This is a genomic window from Nostoc sp. WHI (assembly GCF_015714725.1).
GTDB lineage: Bacteria > Cyanobacteriota > Cyanobacteriia > Cyanobacteriales > Nostocaceae > Nostoc.
Genome location: NZ_WBKM01000050.1, coordinates 39,488 through 57,246 on the forward strand (window position 1 = coordinate 39,488; position 17,759 = coordinate 57,246).

Below are 17,759 nucleotides of genomic sequence, written 5' to 3' on the forward strand. Positions count from 1 at the left end.
GTTTTTCTAGATTGTAGCCATCGTTGTGTTCAAAAAATCAGCAATTACTTAAAAACCAATTTAGATCCAGCCATCGCTTCCGTAGCACATTAGCAAAAAATATACAAAACTTCAAGAGCATAGCATTACAACGTTACAATTCCCAGATTCAACTCTTGAATTTTCACTCTGCGAAGCAGTTAATTTTCTGTTTGCTCTGTAGTCGGTTGACCAGCAGGATATAGTTGACTAATCAATTCCTGTACAAGCACTTGTGGATCATCTGTTTCAACTGCAAGCTGTTGAGCAATCTGCTTGCGTAAGTTTTCATCCTCCTGCAACATCACAAACAACTCTTCTAGGGTGACAGTTTGGTATTCTCCCTCCGGGAGATTCTCTGGTGCATCTGCTGACTCTGATACTAGGGCGGTTGGCTCAAGGGGCAAAGTTGTATTGACAACATCTGGCCCTTCATATTCCCAAATTGGTTCGCCTTGATTGCGTGTCAACAACTGCATCCCGATACTATAGGCAACATCTCCGACTTCTCCAATGCCCAACTCACCCAGTTGCACCAACCGCGCAGCTATTTCATTATTGGGTGTAGCTGATGCGAGCAATCTGTCGCCAAAGCGCCCTAACCACTCAACCCAGCGTTCAGTTGGGATGCGATGTTCAACGTTATGCAGCCACTTCCGTGCCCATGCTTCCCCTCGTGCTTGATGTACTCCTTGCAACAGTTCGTTGAAGAGAAATTCCAGATCCGTATCGCTTAAGGGGGGTGCTGGTTCTTTTTGCACATTCCCCCTAGATTTTGAAGCAGTCTGTTTTCCACCAAACAAGCTCCCAAAGAGCTTTTTGAGCCATTTAAATAGCCGCTTGAGCATCTGCTGCACCATCGAATATTGCTTATCCTAAGATTGTAGCGATGCACTGGACTATAGCGTTAGTTCAGTCATTGACACTCTCCACCTTAGGAGTACCTTGAAGGTGAGGATTCTACATTCATCCTAGTTACTTGCTCGTGCCTTGGTTCCCCCAAGTAGAGTAGAGGTCGCTAGTCCTGTAGCGTTACTTCCGGTCTGCCCGACCGTAGCTTTTGCAAGACTTAGAATATTAAGTGCTGCGTTTATATCCCTCTGCAAAATACAACCGCATTTACAAGCATGGATGCGAACTGACAAAGATTTTTTAACAATCACACCACAACTGCTGCATTTTTGGCTTGTATATTGCGGAGGAACAGCGACTACAACAGTTCCAAACTTAGTCGCAAAATATTCTAACCATTGACGGAACAAAGTCCAGCCAACATCATTAATTGATTTTGCAAGACAGTGATTTTTTACCAACCCAAAAACATTTAAGTTTTCATAGGCCACTAAGGCGTTAACCTTGCATACGCAGCGTCCCAGTCTCTTGGAATGCTCATTACGTTGCCTACTTATTCTTAAGTGTTTTCGAGCATATCTCACTCTTGCTTTGCGCCTTTGGTTTTTGCCTTTTTCTTTTTTATAAATCTGACGTTGAGCCTGTTTAACTGACTTTTCAGCTTTTCTCAAAAATCTTGGATTTGGTTCATGATGTCCGTTGGAATCTGAGTAAAAATACTCTAACCCGACATCTAAACCAATTTCACCATCACCTGTTCTTGGCTCAAGAGTCGCTTCTATATCTAAGCAGAATTGGACGTAAAAGCCGTCAGCACGTTTAACAATTCTGACTCGCTTAATGGACTTAATTGGATATGCGTGAATATCCCACTTCCCAAACAATTTGAGTTCACCAACACCTTTCTTATCAGTAAAGGTAATTCGTCTTTTAGTCTGATGTAAAGACCATCCACAGGTCTTGTACTCAACTGAACGGTTATCATGCTGGAACCTCGGATAACCTTTTTTGCCCACCTTGCCTTTTTTACAATTCTCGTAAAAGCAAGAGATCGCTGTCCATGCCCTTTCAGTTGCAGATTGACAAGCCATTGAGTTTAATTCTTCAACAAATGCAAACTCTTTACGCAGTGCTGTAGAGTAATTGTTTAAAGCTATTTTATTAATTTTTGCTTCTCTATGTGCATCCATCCAATAGCGTATAGCCCTATTCCTGATGAACTGAGTTGTCTGAATAGCTTCCTCAATAGCCACTGTCTGCTTTTTATTGACTACTGCTTTATACTCTAATACTAACACTGCGTTACCACCTCCTTATTTACTTTGCTATACTCTAATTATAGAGTATCAATTGGAGTATATCAAGTGGCTAGACAAAGAAAAATGCAGTTTAATGTGACTGAAGATGAGTATCAAATTATCAAGGAATACTCGGAGAAAAAACAACTATCTATGGCTGAAATCCTTAGAGATTATATTAAAACTCTGACGCTAACTTCTAAGAAATAGCTCATTCCTCATACATCTGTTCTCTGTCTTACCTACGGTAAAAATTGATTACAGATGTAATCATCAATCGTAACCTGCAATCCCCACCCTGTAGAAGGATGGGGTATTACGGTGTTCTGATAAAATGTATTTTTCCTCTAGGGCATTGGGGATTGAGCATTGGGCATGGGTTATTCTCCTTAAATTTGTCCTCCCAGTCCCAACTCTTTGTATAGAACAAATGTACTAAATGATATGCTATAATTCGGATGCATTAGATAGTGAAATCATCTGATAAAATATGCTGTCGTTGCTTGCTTCTCTTAGTGCCAAAATTTACAGCATTGCTTTAGTGCAATTGGTATGGCAATATCGACAAACAAAGCAGGTACGAGAGATTAAAATAGTTGAATCCTAAACTCGACTTGGTGCTACTAATTAACTTTGAAAGGCATTGAAGTCTATATTTCCATGTCTTACGAACCCCTGCACCACAAATATCGCCCTAAGAGTTTTGCTGAACTGGTAGGTCAAGAGGCGATCGCGACCACCCTCACAAACGCGATCGGCACATCCAAAATCGCCCCCGCCTATTTATTCACTGGGCCTAGAGGTACGGGGAAAACTTCTAGCGCCCGGATTCTGGCTAAATCCCTCAATTGTCTCAAAAGTGACAAGCCCACTGCTGAACCCTGCGGTGTGTGTGTGGTTTGTCAGGGGATCACCAAAGGCTATACCTTAGACGTAATTGAAATTGATGCTGCTAGCAACACTGGTGTCGATAATATCCGCGAATTGATTGAAAAAGCTCAGTTTGCTCCTGTACAGTGTCGCTACAAAGTTTATGTCATTGATGAGTGCCACATGCTCAGTACCCAGGCATTCAATGCGCTACTGAAGACCCTAGAAGAACCACCGAGAAACGTGGTTTTTGTATTGGCGACAACAGACCCGCAACGGGTGTTACCAACGATTATTTCGCGCTGTCAAAGGTTTGATTTTAGACGCATTCAGTTAGAAGCAATGGTCAGGCATTTGAGTGCGATCGCCTTTAAAGAAAACATTCATATTTCACCCGATGCTGTAACCCTGGTAGCCCAACTTTCTCAGGGAGGATTGCGGGATGCAGAAAGTTTACTTGACCAATTGAGTTTGTTAGCGGGTGAAGTGACACCAGAGCGAGTTTGGGATTTGGTTGGGACGGTGAGCGAACAGGATTTGCTGAAGCTCCTAAATGCGATCGCTCAAGATAGTCCAGAAGCCGTTCTAGACTGTACCCACAACATTCTAGATCGTGGTCGAGAACCGCTAACTCTTCTCCAAAATCTCGCCGGTTTTTACCGCGATTTACTCATTGCTAAAACCGCACCCAATCGCCACAATTTGGTTGCTTGTACTCAGCAAACCTGGACAGCGCTGGTTGAGTTTTCCCAATACTTAGATATAAGGGCAATTTTGGCAGGACAGCAACACCTGCGAACATCAGAAGTGCAAATAAAAAATACCACTCAGCCGCGTTTGTGGTTAGAAGTAACGTTACTAGGATTGTTACCTAGTGCGACGAATATTCAGCTACAAGCCCCAAGTATCGCGCCGCGAGTTAACACACTTGCTGTATCGCCAAGCTATTCCCCAGCAGTTGCCCAAAATCACGCAGTTTCTTCTGTACCTCTAGCTGATTCGCAAACAAACCATAATTCTGCATCTCCGAATCATCTAGCATCTGCCCAAAATCATCCCCTCACTTCATCTCCTCCAGTTGAACAGCAAACAAATAACAATTCGGCTGCTAACTCAGTTTCACCACCAACGCCAGAACCTGTATCTGTATCTGTGCCACCTGCGAACGTTGAACCGATAACTTCAGAAGTTGTTGGCGAGGCACAATATGACTTAACTCAGGTTTGGCAACAGGTGCTTGCTAACCTCCAGCCAAAATCAACGCAAGAAATGCTGCGTCAAATGAGCCATGTCATAGAGTTCGACGGTGTTGTGGCTCGAATTGCTATCAAACAGGCATGGTATGACAAGGGAAAATCTTATCTACCGATGATTAGGGCAGCTTTCCAGCAGACTTTCCAGCGTGAAATCCAGATAAATATAGAAAAAGGAACTTCTTCAAACTCTACCTCAGCCAAAAAAAATCCTCCCCCAAAAGACTCTAGTCGCGTTCAGCAGCCACCAACTCCCAATTACAACCAGCAAATTCCGCCTCCAGCGCCAGTACCACAGCCAGCAACTCCACCACCAGCAGCGACACCAGCACCAGCACAAACTGAGTCGGCTGCAAGGAACGGAAATGGGCTGAATGGAAATAGGGCAAATGGAAATGGGCTGAATGGAAATGGGGGGCAAACTTTGCCTCCACCGCCAAAGCTAACACCCGCAACTGATTGGGAAGTTGACGAAGTAGCGATCGCAGCTCATCGTCTAGCAGAATTTTTCAACGGACAAATTATCCGCTTTGCAGATGATTCCACAGAATTATCCGACTCTATGACCACACCTGATTGGGTAGAAGAATCAGAAGTAGATGATGAATAAAAAATTGGGCATTGGGCATTGGGCATTGGGCATTGGGCATTGGGCATTGGGCATTGGAAAAACCCTGAGAAAGTTCTCCCCTACTCCTCTAATCTTGTAGTCCATCATGCCCCATGCCCCATGCCCCATGCCCTATGTCCCATGACATCGCCTCTTCCCGCAACTGCTGGGCAGCTTTTTCTAAATATTCCACTTCCGCTTGCAGCAGTTCTGCTGTTTGGGCTAAGGCTGATTCTACTTGAAGATTGAAATTTTTTTGTAAATATGGTAATAACTCTTTGCGGATACGGTTGCGGGCGTATTTCAAATCTTGATTGGTAGAATCTTCCCAAATTGGCAATTTAAACTCTTGACAAAATTGCTCTGTTTGTGTGCGAGTGATTTCTAAAAGTGGACGCACTAGCATAATGTCTGTAGTTAGAGAGCGTTGCCAAGTTAGGGCTTGTAAGCCATCAGCACCAGTACCGCGAATTAAATTGTAGAGGAGAGTTTCGGCGCGATCGCTTGCGGTGTGTCCTGTAACTATATATTGATAATTGTTTGCCTGAGCGATCGCACTTAAAGCTTGATAGCGCCAATCGCGTGCAGCAGCTTCACTATTTACCGGAGCGATCGCTGTTTCTAAATAAAAAGATATATCCCAAGTTTTAGCTAAGTTTTCGACGTGATTAGCATTAGCTTGAGAATCAGAACGCCAGCGATGATCACAGTGAGCAATACCTAAATACCATCCCCATTTGGATTGTAAATCTAAAAGTAATTTTATTAAACATAAAGAATCTTGTCCGCCAGAGACAGCGATTAATAGACGCTGGTTATGCTCAAATAAGTGACGCGATTTGATAGTGCGATGTATTTTTGCATGTAGAGAAGTCCATACCATTTTTGGAACTCCTCATAGTTTTTTGATTTGACTTGCAGCCACAACTTCTTTAACAGTTAACACTAGTTCGGGAAAAGTAGTAGAAAGAATGCGGTCATTGCCCGTAAACTTTTGGATTTGATACTGTCCGTAAACTAACTGGTAAACAAAAATCGTGGGGAGTTTGGGATTACCGAGATAAGCGCGAGAAGCGATCGCCAGATAGTCAACAATCCAATACTCAAGGATACCGAGCCGATGATACTCATCTAGTTTGTCAATGTAATCATCATCCCAGTTTGTTGAGGTGACTTCCACAGCAAGTTGAATTGGCTCAATCAGCGCCCCATAGGCTAGAACATTACTATTCCACTGTGATTCACTAACTACGCTCACATCTGGATTTCTGCCTTGTTCTTGCCCAGTATCAGTAAACGTTCTAATGATCACATCTTTGTCAGCAATATAGTCTAATCCCAAGCGTCTAATTTCATCATTGAAGGCAAGCATTAAAAACCTTGCCACATTCTTATGCGCTCTAGTTGCCTCCACTGATATAATCTCTCCGTTGCTTAGTTCGTAAATGCCAGAGCCATCAGGGTATTGTTCTAGAAACTCTTCAAAAGTTAGTTTTTTAACTGGAGTCTGAACCATATTGTTAACCTGCTAAAAAAGGACTTAAAATTCCTAAAGTATAGTGGTTAATCTTACATCTACTCTTTAGCCCTCCTGTGCGAGTAGAGAAGGGCTAAATTTATTAAACTTAGTACGATTTCACTAGATATTAGTTTTCTACTTGTTTAAGTTTCTGAAAAATTTCATCAAGTGGTGATTCAGATTCATCAGGACAAAATTCTAAAGCAAGTCTAACTTTTCCTTTTTTCCATCCCTGAGTACTAAACTGCAAAACTTCACAATTTAATCCTTGGGTATACAAATTTACTTCATCTGGCTCATCTGCTCCAATATATTCCTTAATTGCTGTAATTAAATCACGGACTTTAAAAGTTTTAGCAATATTTAACTTATTAAAAGTGTCTGGTTCTATAGACACAACTTCATCGTGATTCAGTCTGTCGAATCCATCTTCCATAAAAATCTCCTATCACTAAATCTATACTTTCTACAGATTTAGTAGTTGATCCGAAATAAAATAATGATGATTTTGTAGATTTAGTGCTATCCAATATAAAGTTAATTTTTCTTCGGTTGCTGCTGATGACTATTATCTTTTGATACCTACAATAGGACTTTTCAAACAACCTCTTAGAGGAAGTCAGACATTGAGCCAGAGACTCAATGAATGCATTCCCAGGCGGAGCCTGGGAACGAGGAAAGCGACTGCCGCGCAAACTGAATCTAGATATTTGCCTATCTTCACATGAGATTAAAAAGAATCATTCATACTCAAATTAAGCAACGCCCTGATTATTTTTGGGTGAGGGCGATTTCCAAAATTAGGTGAGGTTTTTAGAAGAACCAACCGTAAGAATGCAAACCTTTACCTAAAAGATTCACACCGAGATAGCAAACCCAGACAACGACAAAGCCGGTGGCGGCTAAAATTGCGGGACTACGCCCTTGCCAACCGCGAGTGATTCGTGAGTGGAGGTAGGCGGCGAAAACTAACCAGGTGATTAATGCCCAAGTTTCTTTGGGGTCCCAACTCCAGTAGGAACCCCACGCTTCGTTAGCCCAAACGCCACCGGCAATGATCCCAATTGTCAATAAAGGAAAACCTAGTCCAATGATGCGATAACTAATGTTGTCGAGGGTTTCGGCAAGGCTAAGGCGCTGGGGTGAAAGAGGTTCAGCAAATGTTACGGTTTGAGACTCAGGGGCAGCTACTAAACCCAGAACAGCAGTGTTACCGTTGCCGTTGCCACTGCTTTCAAAACGAGTAAAGCCGTTATTTTCGATAGGGGGGGCTGGTGGTTGAGAAACTAACTCAGATGCTTTGTGCAAGCGGTAACCGTTGCTGCGATAACCACCAGTACCTACTGAACTGCCTTGCAGTTGGATATCTTGACCGCGAGTGACAATTAGAAAAGCGATCGCTAATAACGAACCCACCATCAAAGCAGAATAACTTAACATCATGACGCTGACATGCATCATCAGCCAATTTGACTTCAAGGCAGGTACTAGGGGTTCTGACGCTTGCATCTGGGATGGTAGTGTCATGGTAGCAAAAGCAGCGATCAACATTGCCACCGGAGCTGTAACAACTCCTACTAAGCGGCTACGGCTACTATTTTCGGCAATTAGATGGACAGTGGTAATTCCCCAAGTTAAGAAAAACAGAGATTCATACAGATTACTTAGAGGAAAGTAACCAGCTTCTATCCATCGTGCCCCTAGTAGAGTCGCCATGCACAAATTAGCGATCGCCATCCCACCTGTCCCTAAAGCGGCTAGATAAGGCAGATTTGGAAAAGCCGCTCCTCCCCAATACACGAGCATTGTTAGGAATAATATGGCAAAGGAGGCATTGTCCAGCCAGTTTTGGAGTACAACCAGATTCATAAAGTGTTCTCTCCGTGGATGATTTAAAGTAATGGTTTATGAGTTCTAGAAAGTTTTTAACTCATAAATTTTACTACGATGCCAGCAATTGCCGAATTAACCTAGCTACAGCCTTCTGCGTAAAGCGGTTGGCAATTTGTTGACCTAAACGTTGCACACCTGGATTTACCAGTAACTGGGCAATTTGGGAGGCAAGTTTTACTGGGTCAAAGCCTTGTGTTTCTCTGAGAATACCTAATATACGTTTGATATGCTCCAAGGTTTGTTGTTGCTCAACTGTCGCCGCCGGAGTTTTATTAACTCCTGTCAACCCTACCCGTTCCCGCAGCAAATAGGTGAAGTTATGTAAAACATTCTTACCTAAAGCATCGAGTCCGTTAACAGATTCATCTACCAGTTTGTCACGAATAAAAGCTCCGCGTTCAGATGACAGAAATTCTATTCCCTGATTCAGGACTAAATTAAAGTCGTAGTCTTGACTATTACGTGCATTTTTTAACAAGTTTTCTAAGCGATTCCAGCGAAATCTGCCATCTTTAAATAGCAAATCTTGCAATGATGCTCTTAATTGCGGTGCTGGGTCAGTTAACAGACGTTTGGAAACGTAGGGATAAGCTTCGCTGAGAACTTTAAAGTTTGGATCTATAAAGATTGCAATACCTTCGAGCGTCACGAGGGAGCGAATAATTAAGGCGTAGTAGGGCGGTACGCGGAAAGGATACTCATACATCAAAGCCGATAGTTCATCGGTGATGCTTTTAATGTTGAGTTCGGCAACACTGGCTCCTTGAGCATCAGCAAAGACTCTCGCAAAAGCTGGGATTATTGGTGTTAAATCGGTTTCTGGTGATAAGAAATCTAACTTAACGTAATCTTTTGCTAACCCTTCAAAGTCACGGTTGACGACGTGGACGATCGCTTCAATTAAACCATAACGCTGTAGTGGCTTAATCTCACTCATCATCCCAAAGTCGAGATAAGCTAATTTGCCATCGGTTGTGGCTAACAAATTACCAGGGTGGGGATCGGCGTGGAAAAATCCATGTTCTAGCAACTGGCGCAGGGAACACTGCACACCCACTTCAATTAGATAACGAGCATTGATACCTTGGGCTTTAATTTCTTCTGTCTGGGTTAATTTGGTGCCATTAATCCACTCCATCGTCAAGACGCGACGATTAGTATATTCCCAGTAAATTTTCGGTACGTATACGTCTTTCATGTGACCGTATAACTCGAAAAATCTTTCGGCATTTTCACCTTCGTGGATGTAGTCCATCTCTTCAAAGATGCGATCGCCTAATTCATCGAGAATACCAACTAAGTCACTTTTTACCCGTTTGACCTTTTTCTGCACCCAGGCGGCGAGGTTACGCAAAATATACAAGTCAATGGTGATTCTCTCTCTTAAGTCGGCGCGTTGGACTTTAACAGCGACTTCTTCACCAGTTTTTAGCTTACCTTTATAGACTTGCCCCAAGGAAGCCGCAGCAATTGGCTGGGCTGAGAGTTCCGCGTAAACCTCTTGGGGAGGTGCACCTAGTTCTTCTGTGATAAACTGGTAAGCAATTTCGTTGGGAAAAGGCGGTAATTGGTCTTGTAGCTTAGTTAATTCTTCTAAGAATACGGGAGGAACCAGATCCGGTCTGGTGGACAAAGCTTGGCCAATTTTGATGTAAGCAGGCCCCAGTTGGGTCAGCAATACTCGGAGCTGAGTGGCTCGGCGGCGATCATTTTTGACGACAATTCCCCGTTTACCATCCGACCACAACCCAAAAACAAAGGATAGAGTCGGCCCCAACACGGCGAAAATCCGCCGTACAACTTCCAGGGGTCTATTTTGGTAATGTGCCGCTATGCTCACGGGATCGTAAAGCGTCTCAGGTTGAGCTGTTGTCCTGATCTTTTGGGCGGCTAAGAGGCTTGGCGAGCGAACAACTAAGCTTTGTGTACCATTTTCTTCTGGCACTACATCAATAACGTCCAGTTCGCCTCGGCGACTTGTGCCGTTGCTACTGTCCTCCTGAATCGGTCGGGAACTAGGGGGAAGTGTCTTAACAATCATGAAGAAGGCCACCAGTCAGAACGATCACATTAAGTATTGTAACAATATGTTCAGGATTGGGAATAAGTATTATTATTTTCCCTCTCCCTCACCTACTCCTTCCTCTGCCTCTTAAAAGTTCTCAGTACCAGGAGGTCTGCTAAACTTAAATGGGCATATTAGTTTAATAGTAGTAGGTATTGCTAATTGCCGAAAAATCATCCTTACATTGTTCTGTAAATTGAAACTACCCGGCATCTGCCCTTATGGAGAATTTGGCTTGATGTTGCTTTGCCTGCGAATTGAAAACTTTGCCCTAATTGACCAACTGGAATTGGAATTTGGCGCGGGATTAAATGTGTTGACGGGTGAAACCGGCGCTGGAAAATCGATTATCTTGGATGCCATTGATGCCGCTTTAGGCGGTAAAGTCTCTAGTCGAGTCATTCGCACAGGGACAAGTCGGGCAATGGTAGAAGCAACTTTCACCTCAAACGCCCCCCTAGCTGCTTGGTTGACTGAACAAGAAATAGATTTGCTTGATGAAAATTCCGTAGTGATTAGCCGAGAAATTACGGCTACTGCTAGTAATATCCGCAGCCGATCGCGGGTAAATGGCGTGTTGGTAAATCGGCAGATCATGGGAGGAATGCGCGATCGCTTGGTGGAAATCACAGCCCAAGGCCAAGCGGTACAAGTGGGACAATCCGCCCAAGTCCGCGACTGGTTGGATTTATATGGCGGTGACTCTTTAATGCAGCAGCGCCATAAAGTCGCCACCAGCTTCAGTACTTACCAACAGGCGCATCTAGCACTAGAAAAACGCCGGACATCTGAACGGGAACGGTTGCAACAATTCGACTTGCTCAATTATCAAGTGCAAGAATTGGGAGCAGTTAATCTTAGCGAATCTAATGAATTGGAACAGTTGGGACAAGAACGAGAACGCCTGAATCATGTCGTCGATTTGCAACAGATGAGTTACAAAGTTTATCAAGCTTTGTATCAAAACGATAATGAAACCCCAGCCGCAGCAGATTTATTGGGAGACAGTGAAGCAACGTTAAATCACATGGTGGAATATGATACCCAACTGCAACCTTTGTTGGAATTGGTAAGAGACGCGCAAGCTGCGGTAATGGAAGTGGGAAAGCAAATTAATGCCTATGGGGATGGTTTAGAAGCCGATCCCCATCGGTTGGAAGAAGTGGAAGAACGGATTCAGGAATTAAAGCAAATTTGCCGCAAGTATGGGCCGACACTAACAGAAGCGATCGCTTATTACCAACGTATCCAAGGGGAGTTAGGGATACTTAACGACAGCGAACAATCTATTGAAAACCTAGAACAGCAAGAAAAGGTGTGTTTTGAAAAACTCATCCAAGGAAGTAATCAGTTAACTCAACTGCGGAGTAAGGCGGCTGCTAATTTAGAATCACGTTTGATAACTGAACTCAAGCCCCTAGCGATGGAAAAGGTGAAATTTCAGGTTGAGATACTGCCTGCTTCCCCAACTGCTATGGGAGCAGATAAAATTACCTTTATATTTAGTCCCAACCCTGGAGAACCACTGCAACCTTTAACAGAAATTGCCTCTGGCGGTGAAATGAGCCGCTTTTTACTGGCGCTGAAAACTTGTTTTTCCCAGGTTGATGTGGCTGGGACAATGGTATTTGATGAAATTGATGTCGGGGTTTCGGGAAGAGTCGCCCAAGCGATCGCTGAAAAATTACACCAGTTAAGTCAACGCAACCAAGTATTGTGTGTTACTCACCAGCCCTTAGTTGCTGCAATGGCCGATCGGCATTTCCGCGTAGATAAGCAAATTATTAATCAAGGCAAAAATAAAAAAGACAACGCCGAACAGCGTACCGTTGTGCGAGTTACTACCTTGGATAATTTAACCACCCGCCGGGAAGAACTAGCGCAGTTAGCTGGTGGTAAATCTGCAAGTGATGCGATCGCTTTTGCCGAATCTCTGTTATTGCAAGCTGCTAACCACCGCCGCAGGGAGCAAGTCTAAATTTAAGAATTGACAAGAGGTTGAAATGTAGGGGATATTTACAGAGAAGAGAGTTAAAATATTGACTTTTTACAGAAAATATGATAGTTTATTGTCCTATAAAGAAAAATCATATATAAACGTGAATATTTCTCCCTCCCTTAAAAAACCGCGTGTCTCATGGCAGGCGGTTTTCTCACTGCTTATATTTGTATTCATGTACCTCCCTATAGTGGTACTTGCCTTTTATAGCTTTAATCAATCGCCCTACAGTGCAACTTGGCAAGGATTCACTCTTGATTGGTATGGCAAATTATTCAGTGACGATCGCATTTTATCGGCTTTGCAAAACAGTATGATCGTTGCTGGTTGTGCAGTGGCAATTTCAGCAGTGCTGGGAACTTTGATGGCGGTTGGGTTAGCGCGTTACGAATTTCCTGGGAAGAAATTGTATCGCGGTGTTGCTTACCTACCATTGATTATTCCCGATATTGCGATCGCAGTGGCTACTTTGGTGTGTCTAGCGGCGTTTGCAATACCTTTAAGTTTGTGGACGATAGTTGCAGCCCATGTAGTGTTTTGTCTCGCCTACGTCGGACTTGTAGTTGCCTCACGACTTACAAATTTAGATCCTCACTTAGAAGAAGCAGCACTAGATTTAGGGGCTACACCAATTCAAGCCTTCATCAAAGTATTACTGCCTCAATTAATGCCTGGTATTGTAGCTGGTTGTCTTTTGGCTTTTGTCCTCAGCTTAGATGATTTTCTCATTGCCAGTTTCACAGCTGGTAGCGGTTCTAACACCCTGCCAATGGAAATTTTTAGCCGGATTAGAACAGGAGTCAAGCCTGATATTAATGCTTTGAGTGTTATGTTGATTTCAGTATCTGCGATCGTTGCTCTTGTAGCTGAATTAATTCGCATCGCTGGAGAGAATAAAACTTTCAAATAAGAGTCGCAATTGGCAATAAAGTTCTTTGCAAACTTTTTTGGATAGTGAACAACAGCTATATTAAAATGTAGGGTGCATCAGTTTCAGTCAGGGTTTAAAATCCCCCGCAGTCGCCACAACGGTAGGAACCCCCGCAAGACGCTGCTGTTTTTATCTAACTCTTTTTAATTTTGAATTATTAATCATCCTTCTATGAAAGAGAGTTTTAAGCACATGGAAAAACTTCCGTGTTCGCTTCTCTACATCACTGTTTTCAATTAGATAATATTGGGGCTAACTTTGGAGAAGATGCTATTTCCCCTTCATTATGCAAATCTGCCAAAATCCCAATTGCTCAAATCCATTTAACTCTGATGGCAATAGATTTTGCGTGAGTTGCGGACAAAGCAACTTTGGCAAACTTCTCAGAAACCGTTACCGCGTATTAAGACTCTTAGGTGAAGGTGGGTTCAGCAGAACTTATGCTACAGAAGACGTAGACAGACTAAATGCGCCTTGCGTCATCAAGCAATTTTTCCCACAATTTCAGGGAACAGGACAACGCACCAAAGCAGCAGAATTTTTTAAAGAAGAAGCTTTTCGGTTGTATGAACTGGGAGAAAATCATACCCAGATTCCCAGATTACTCGCTTATTTTGAACAAGGTTCTAGCTTGTATCTTGTGCAAGAATTTATTCAAGGAAAAACTCTCTTACAAGAAGTTCAGCAACAAATATATCGTGAAGAACAAATTTGGAAACTATTAGCTGATTTATTGCCAGTTCTTGATTTTATTCATACCCATAATGTCATTCATCGGGATATCAAACCAGAAAATATTATTCGCCGTGCAAGTGATGAAAAACCCGTATTAATTGACTTTGGCGGTGCTAAACAGGTAACACAAACCAGTTTAGGAAGACAAGCTACAGTAATTTATACTCTTGGTTATGCACCAACTGAACAAATGGCTGGATTTGCTTGTCACGCCAGTGATTTGTACGCTTTGGGTGTAACTTGCGTGCGTCTTTTAACTCAATGTTTGCCTTTACAGGATGCTTCGGGACAGATTAATGACCCTATTTATGATGCAATGAATGCTAAGTGGTTGTGGCGCGAACGGTTACAGGAAAGAGGCATTACTATCAGCGACGACTTAGGAAAAATTTTAGATAAATTACTGAAACATCTACCGAGCGAAAGATATCAAACAGCAGTAGAAGTTATTAATGATTTAAAGTTTACAACATTGAACATTGAACCTGTTGCCTTAAAAATTGTCTCAATGTCTCAACCCCTATTACCGCCATTACCACAAAAAATAATAGTACCATTACCCCCGTTAGAAACTTTTGAATTTGACGTAGTGACAGTAGACACAGGTGGTAGAGAAGTAAACCGGATGAACTGTAGTGCAAACTTCTTTGCCGAAGAATTGGGTAAGTCTGTCACATTAGAAATGGTATCGATTCCTGGTGGTACGTATATGATGGGTTCACCAGAGTTTGAAGGAGATGCTGACGAACGTCCTCGGCACAAAGTTACCGTCGAACCATTTTTTATGGGAAAATTTCCTGTAACTCAAGCACAGTGGAAAGTAGTAGCAGCTTTACCCAAAATCAAACAAATCTTAAATCCCAATCCATCAAAATTTAAAGGTCTAGATAGACCAGTGGAAAATGTATCTTGGTATGAGGCTGTAGAATTCTGTCTCAGGCTATCAGAAAAAACTGGACGCGACTATCGTTTACCGAGTGAAGCTGAATGGGAATATGCTTGTCGTGCTGGAACTACAACATCCTTCCACTTTGGCGAAACGGTTACTTCTGAGTTAGTCAGTTGCGCTGTCGAACCAAAAAGCAAATTCCGTAAAGAAACAACAAATGTCGGTAGTTTTGAAGTCGCTAATGCCTTTGGATTGTACGATATGCATGGGCTAGTTTGGGAATGGTGTGCTGATTCGTGGCACAACAATTACAACGATGCGCCTTTAGATGGAACAGCTTGGGAAGTTGGCGGTGATATACATCGCCGGGTGCTACGCGGTGGTTCTTGGAGTTTCGGTGCAGAACTTTGTCGCAGCGCCAGTCGCAGTTGGAATGAGTCAGACGGTGGACTGAGAATTTCTGGCTTTAGAGTAGTATTTTCCGTAGAAGATATTATTTAGCAATTTTATGTTGAAGTTGTATAAATTATGAACGATAAAATTGAGAAAGGTGACATAGTACTTATAAATAAAAGTGGAAAATATCAAAAACAAGTGGGTGAAGTAAGTGCGGTAGATTACAATATTTTCTTGGTTAAAATAGTAATAGTAAAGTTAGGGAATCAAGAAGAAACCTTTGAAGAAAAGGATTTACAATTACAAGCTAAAAAGCCGAGCCTGAAAGAAGTAATTGCATCAATAGATAAAGTTTTAGAACTAGTTGAGCAAATTCCCAATTTACCTACAAAAGAGAAAGTAGAATTACCTAACCGTCTAAAATATCTTAAATTAGATATTCCTAAACTAGATAAACAATTGATTCAAAAAAACTTCGACTGCATTTATAAAATGCTTGAAATAACAAGAGAAGCAGAGGAATCAGCAAGTTTTTGGCATGAAATAAGTGCTAATTTGGAGAAAATAAGCTGGTGGGTTAGAACAAGTCTCTGAATTAAAAGCAATAGCGAAATACTCTCAACTTCGGCCAAAATTTTATCGGTGATAGTTGTTAATAGCTTTAATCGATTTGTAGGAAGCTCAATAATCGCTATACTTCTTCCAGTCAAATTTTGCTGGTATTTCAAATTCTTATCTGATGTGAGAAAAATATCATACACACCATCAATCCTCGCAATCAGTTCGCCATTCTTAACTCCAGCCCATCCCTGCTCTTGAACAGTTGTCACTTCATAAGCTGAAAAATATCCCTTCAAAGCTTTTGGTAAATTCTCATCCAGAATGATTTTCATGTTGAACTTGTTGACGAGCAAGTTTCAGAAAATTCACCGCATCTACACGAGTGACAGATGGAAAATTGTCCAAAAACTCCTCTAGAGAAAATCCGTCATCTAAATACTCAAGAAGCGATTGGGCTGGGACTCTCGTATTTCGGAATACCAAAGTCCCGCCCATGACTTCTGCATCAGAATTTACTGGACTTTGGAATAAGGTAATCATAATCTTTTTTGCTATTTATTCGTCTACTATATCGCCTACGAACCCTTTCCTGACTGGAGTTACACAAAAAAGCCTCTGCTGAAGTAAAATAAAAAGCGTTGTGTTTGTAGCACAACGCCTTATCAGACTTAATTGTTTGGTTTAACCTTGCAATTGATTGATTCGCTTTTGGACTTCAGCCTCAAACTCTTCATCTGTAGTGCAAAGTACACCGGGGTACTCATTCAATCTATCCATGTACTTGTGAAATGCGTCAGTATTCTGTGGATGAGTCCTGACGTAATTAAACCAATCTCAAATCAGGATAATTTGCCAATACATCATCAGATGTGAGAGTATCGCCTTCAGCTTGCGGAGTCCAAAGAACTTCAATTGCCAGAAGTTTCTCACTGGGGATGCTACCAATTTGCCGCAAAGCTTGACGCAAATCATCAGCACTGTTAATAGCTGTTGGGATTTCAAACTTACCAAATGTCGCTGCCAATAAGGTGACGATAATGTATTCACCAGGGCCTTCGGTAATTAGACGGGTAGGGTTGTCGAGTTCACCAGCCGGGGGTAAAGCATCTTTGGCAAGGGCTGCTCTAAGCTGGTTGTTGACGTTAGAAAGAGTTTCTTCGCTAAACTTGCTGCGTTCTGCAAGTGACAGGCGGTTAAACTGACCTTCAGCTGAATTTAAACTGGCTTGTTGAGTGCCACCACCTGCATATACAAAGTATTCGGGATGGCGGAGTAAAGCTAGGCTAGCTTCTTGCAGAATTTCTGCTCTCCCTTCTGGGGTGTTAGTATCAGCAGTTTCGGCAATGTGGTTGAGTTCATTTTGCAATTCACGGGCTTGAGCTAACAAACCTACTTGCAAACGGCTTACAGAAACAGAAGAGTTACTGCTGTAATCTGTTTCTTCAGTTTCACCGCTAGAGATGCGGCGGAAACTTTGTAATAGGAAGTTAGCGATCGCCAAGAAGATTAAGATGGTAAATATACCACCGAATCCTCCCCCAATACCCCAGAAGGGAATTAGGAAGGGAAAGCCAAAGCCACCACCACCAAAACCACCACCAGGATAGTATCCGCCACCGCCAGGAGGTGCATAGGTACGCGGTGTATAGGTGCGGCTGCTGGAAGGCGCTCTAAAGGAGCCACCACCGATTCTACCGCCACTGCGAGCAGCTAATGCTCCATCGGCGTGAGCAAAAGCCAAAGTTAACACCAGGCTTAAGGCGAAGAAGGTTTTTAAGAGCGGTTTGATGGTTTGTTGTAGTTTTTTACGCATAATACAATCGCTTGAAAAATGGAATTATTTATGATTTTTCTTGATGCTCGTAGGAGT

General features: G+C 42.5%; 14 protein-coding genes and 2 pseudogenes. 6 read left to right on the forward strand and 10 right to left on the reverse strand.

Going from position 1 to position 17,759, the window contains the following annotated elements:
• Positions 1-179: 179 nt before the first annotated feature.
• Both F8S12_RS05135 and F8S12_RS05140 read right to left on the reverse strand, forming a co-directional pair.
• Complete coding sequence (locus F8S12_RS05135; RefSeq protein ID WP_230967804.1) at positions 180-878, reverse strand: hypothetical protein; 699 nt, start codon at positions 876-878, stop codon at positions 180-182.
• Between the two features lie 111 nt (positions 879-989).
• Positions 990-2,168: an RNA-guided endonuclease InsQ/TnpB family protein gene (locus F8S12_RS05140; protein ID WP_196515268.1), complete on the reverse strand. Its 1,179-nt coding sequence runs from the start codon at positions 2,166-2,168 to the stop codon at positions 990-992.
• A gap of 66 nt (positions 2,169-2,234) precedes the next feature.
• On the opposite strand from F8S12_RS05140, the gene F8S12_RS05145 reads away from it, so the two are divergent.
• Complete coding sequence (locus F8S12_RS05145) at positions 2,235-2,378, forward strand: hypothetical protein (protein WP_196515269.1); 144 nt, start codon at positions 2,235-2,237, stop codon at positions 2,376-2,378.
• Between the two features lie 450 nt (positions 2,379-2,828).
• Entirely contained in the window at positions 2,829-4,901 is a 2,073-nt protein-coding gene (locus F8S12_RS05150; protein WP_196515270.1) for a DNA polymerase III subunit gamma/tau, read from the forward strand.
• Positions 4,902-5,040: 139 nt separating this feature from the next.
• Here the strand turns inward: F8S12_RS05150 and tilS are convergent.
• The 5 genes and pseudogenes from tilS to F8S12_RS05175 form a co-directional block, all read right to left on the reverse strand.
• A pseudogene (gene tilS / locus F8S12_RS05155) lies at positions 5,041-5,784 on the reverse strand (tRNA lysidine(34) synthetase TilS); the annotation flags it as partial.
• Between the two features lie 12 nt (positions 5,785-5,796).
• Positions 5,797-6,417 carry a Uma2 family endonuclease gene (locus F8S12_RS05160; protein ID WP_196515271.1) on the reverse strand — a complete coding sequence of 207 codons (621 nt, stop codon included), beginning with the start codon at positions 6,415-6,417 and terminating at the stop codon, positions 5,797-5,799.
• Between the two features lie 130 nt (positions 6,418-6,547).
• Positions 6,548-6,856 (reverse strand): KGK domain-containing protein, encoded by a 309-nt coding sequence (locus tag F8S12_RS05165; RefSeq protein WP_196515272.1) that lies wholly within the window; start codon positions 6,854-6,856, stop codon positions 6,548-6,550.
• A 377-nt stretch (positions 6,857-7,233) separates the two neighbouring features.
• Entirely contained in the window at positions 7,234-8,289 is a 1,056-nt protein-coding gene (gene ccsB, locus F8S12_RS05170) for a c-type cytochrome biogenesis protein CcsB (protein WP_196515273.1), read from the reverse strand.
• A 73-nt stretch (positions 8,290-8,362) separates the two neighbouring features.
• Positions 8,363-10,354: an ABC1 kinase family protein gene (locus tag F8S12_RS05175; RefSeq protein ID WP_196515274.1), complete on the reverse strand. Its 1,992-nt coding sequence runs from the start codon at positions 10,352-10,354 to the stop codon at positions 8,363-8,365.
• A gap of 262 nt (positions 10,355-10,616) precedes the next feature.
• Between F8S12_RS05175 and recN the strand changes: the two genes are divergently transcribed.
• The 4 genes from recN (at position 10,617) to F8S12_RS05195 (ending at position 15,922) form a co-directional block, all read left to right on the forward strand.
• Positions 10,617-12,356 carry a DNA repair protein RecN gene (recN, locus tag F8S12_RS05180; RefSeq protein ID WP_196515275.1) on the forward strand — a complete coding sequence of 580 codons (1,740 nt, stop codon included), beginning with the start codon at positions 10,617-10,619 and terminating at the stop codon, positions 12,354-12,356.
• 196 nt (positions 12,357-12,552) lie between these two features.
• Positions 12,553-13,287, forward strand: a complete 735-nt coding sequence (locus F8S12_RS05185) for an ABC transporter permease (protein ID WP_230967805.1) — start codon at positions 12,553-12,555, stop codon at positions 13,285-13,287.
• 307 nt (positions 13,288-13,594) lie between these two features.
• Positions 13,595-15,433, forward strand: coding sequence for a bifunctional serine/threonine-protein kinase/formylglycine-generating enzyme family protein (locus F8S12_RS05190; RefSeq protein WP_196515277.1), 1,839 nt, complete (start codon positions 13,595-13,597; stop codon positions 15,431-15,433).
• 27 nt (positions 15,434-15,460) lie between these two features.
• The gene (locus F8S12_RS05195; protein ID WP_196515278.1) at positions 15,461-15,922 is read left to right on the forward strand and encodes a hypothetical protein; all 462 of its coding nucleotides are present in this window, start codon (positions 15,461-15,463) and stop codon (positions 15,920-15,922) included.
• Between the two features lie 279 nt (positions 15,923-16,201).
• On the opposite strand, the gene F8S12_RS05205 is transcribed toward F8S12_RS05195, so the two are convergent.
• From F8S12_RS05205 to F8S12_RS05210, 3 genes and pseudogenes are all read right to left on the reverse strand, one after another.
• Positions 16,202-16,429 (reverse strand): DUF433 domain-containing protein, encoded by a 228-nt coding sequence (locus F8S12_RS05205; protein WP_196515280.1) that lies wholly within the window; start codon positions 16,427-16,429, stop codon positions 16,202-16,204.
• Between the two features lie 141 nt (positions 16,430-16,570).
• Positions 16,571-16,702 (reverse strand): annotated as a pseudogene (locus F8S12_RS42235) (DUF6887 family protein); the annotation flags it as partial.
• Positions 16,703-16,712: 10 nt separating this feature from the next.
• On the reverse strand, positions 16,713-17,702 hold the full coding sequence (locus F8S12_RS05210) for a DUF1517 domain-containing protein (protein WP_196515281.1): 990 nt from the start codon (positions 17,700-17,702) through the stop codon (positions 16,713-16,715).
• Positions 17,703-17,759 lie beyond the last annotated feature (57 nt).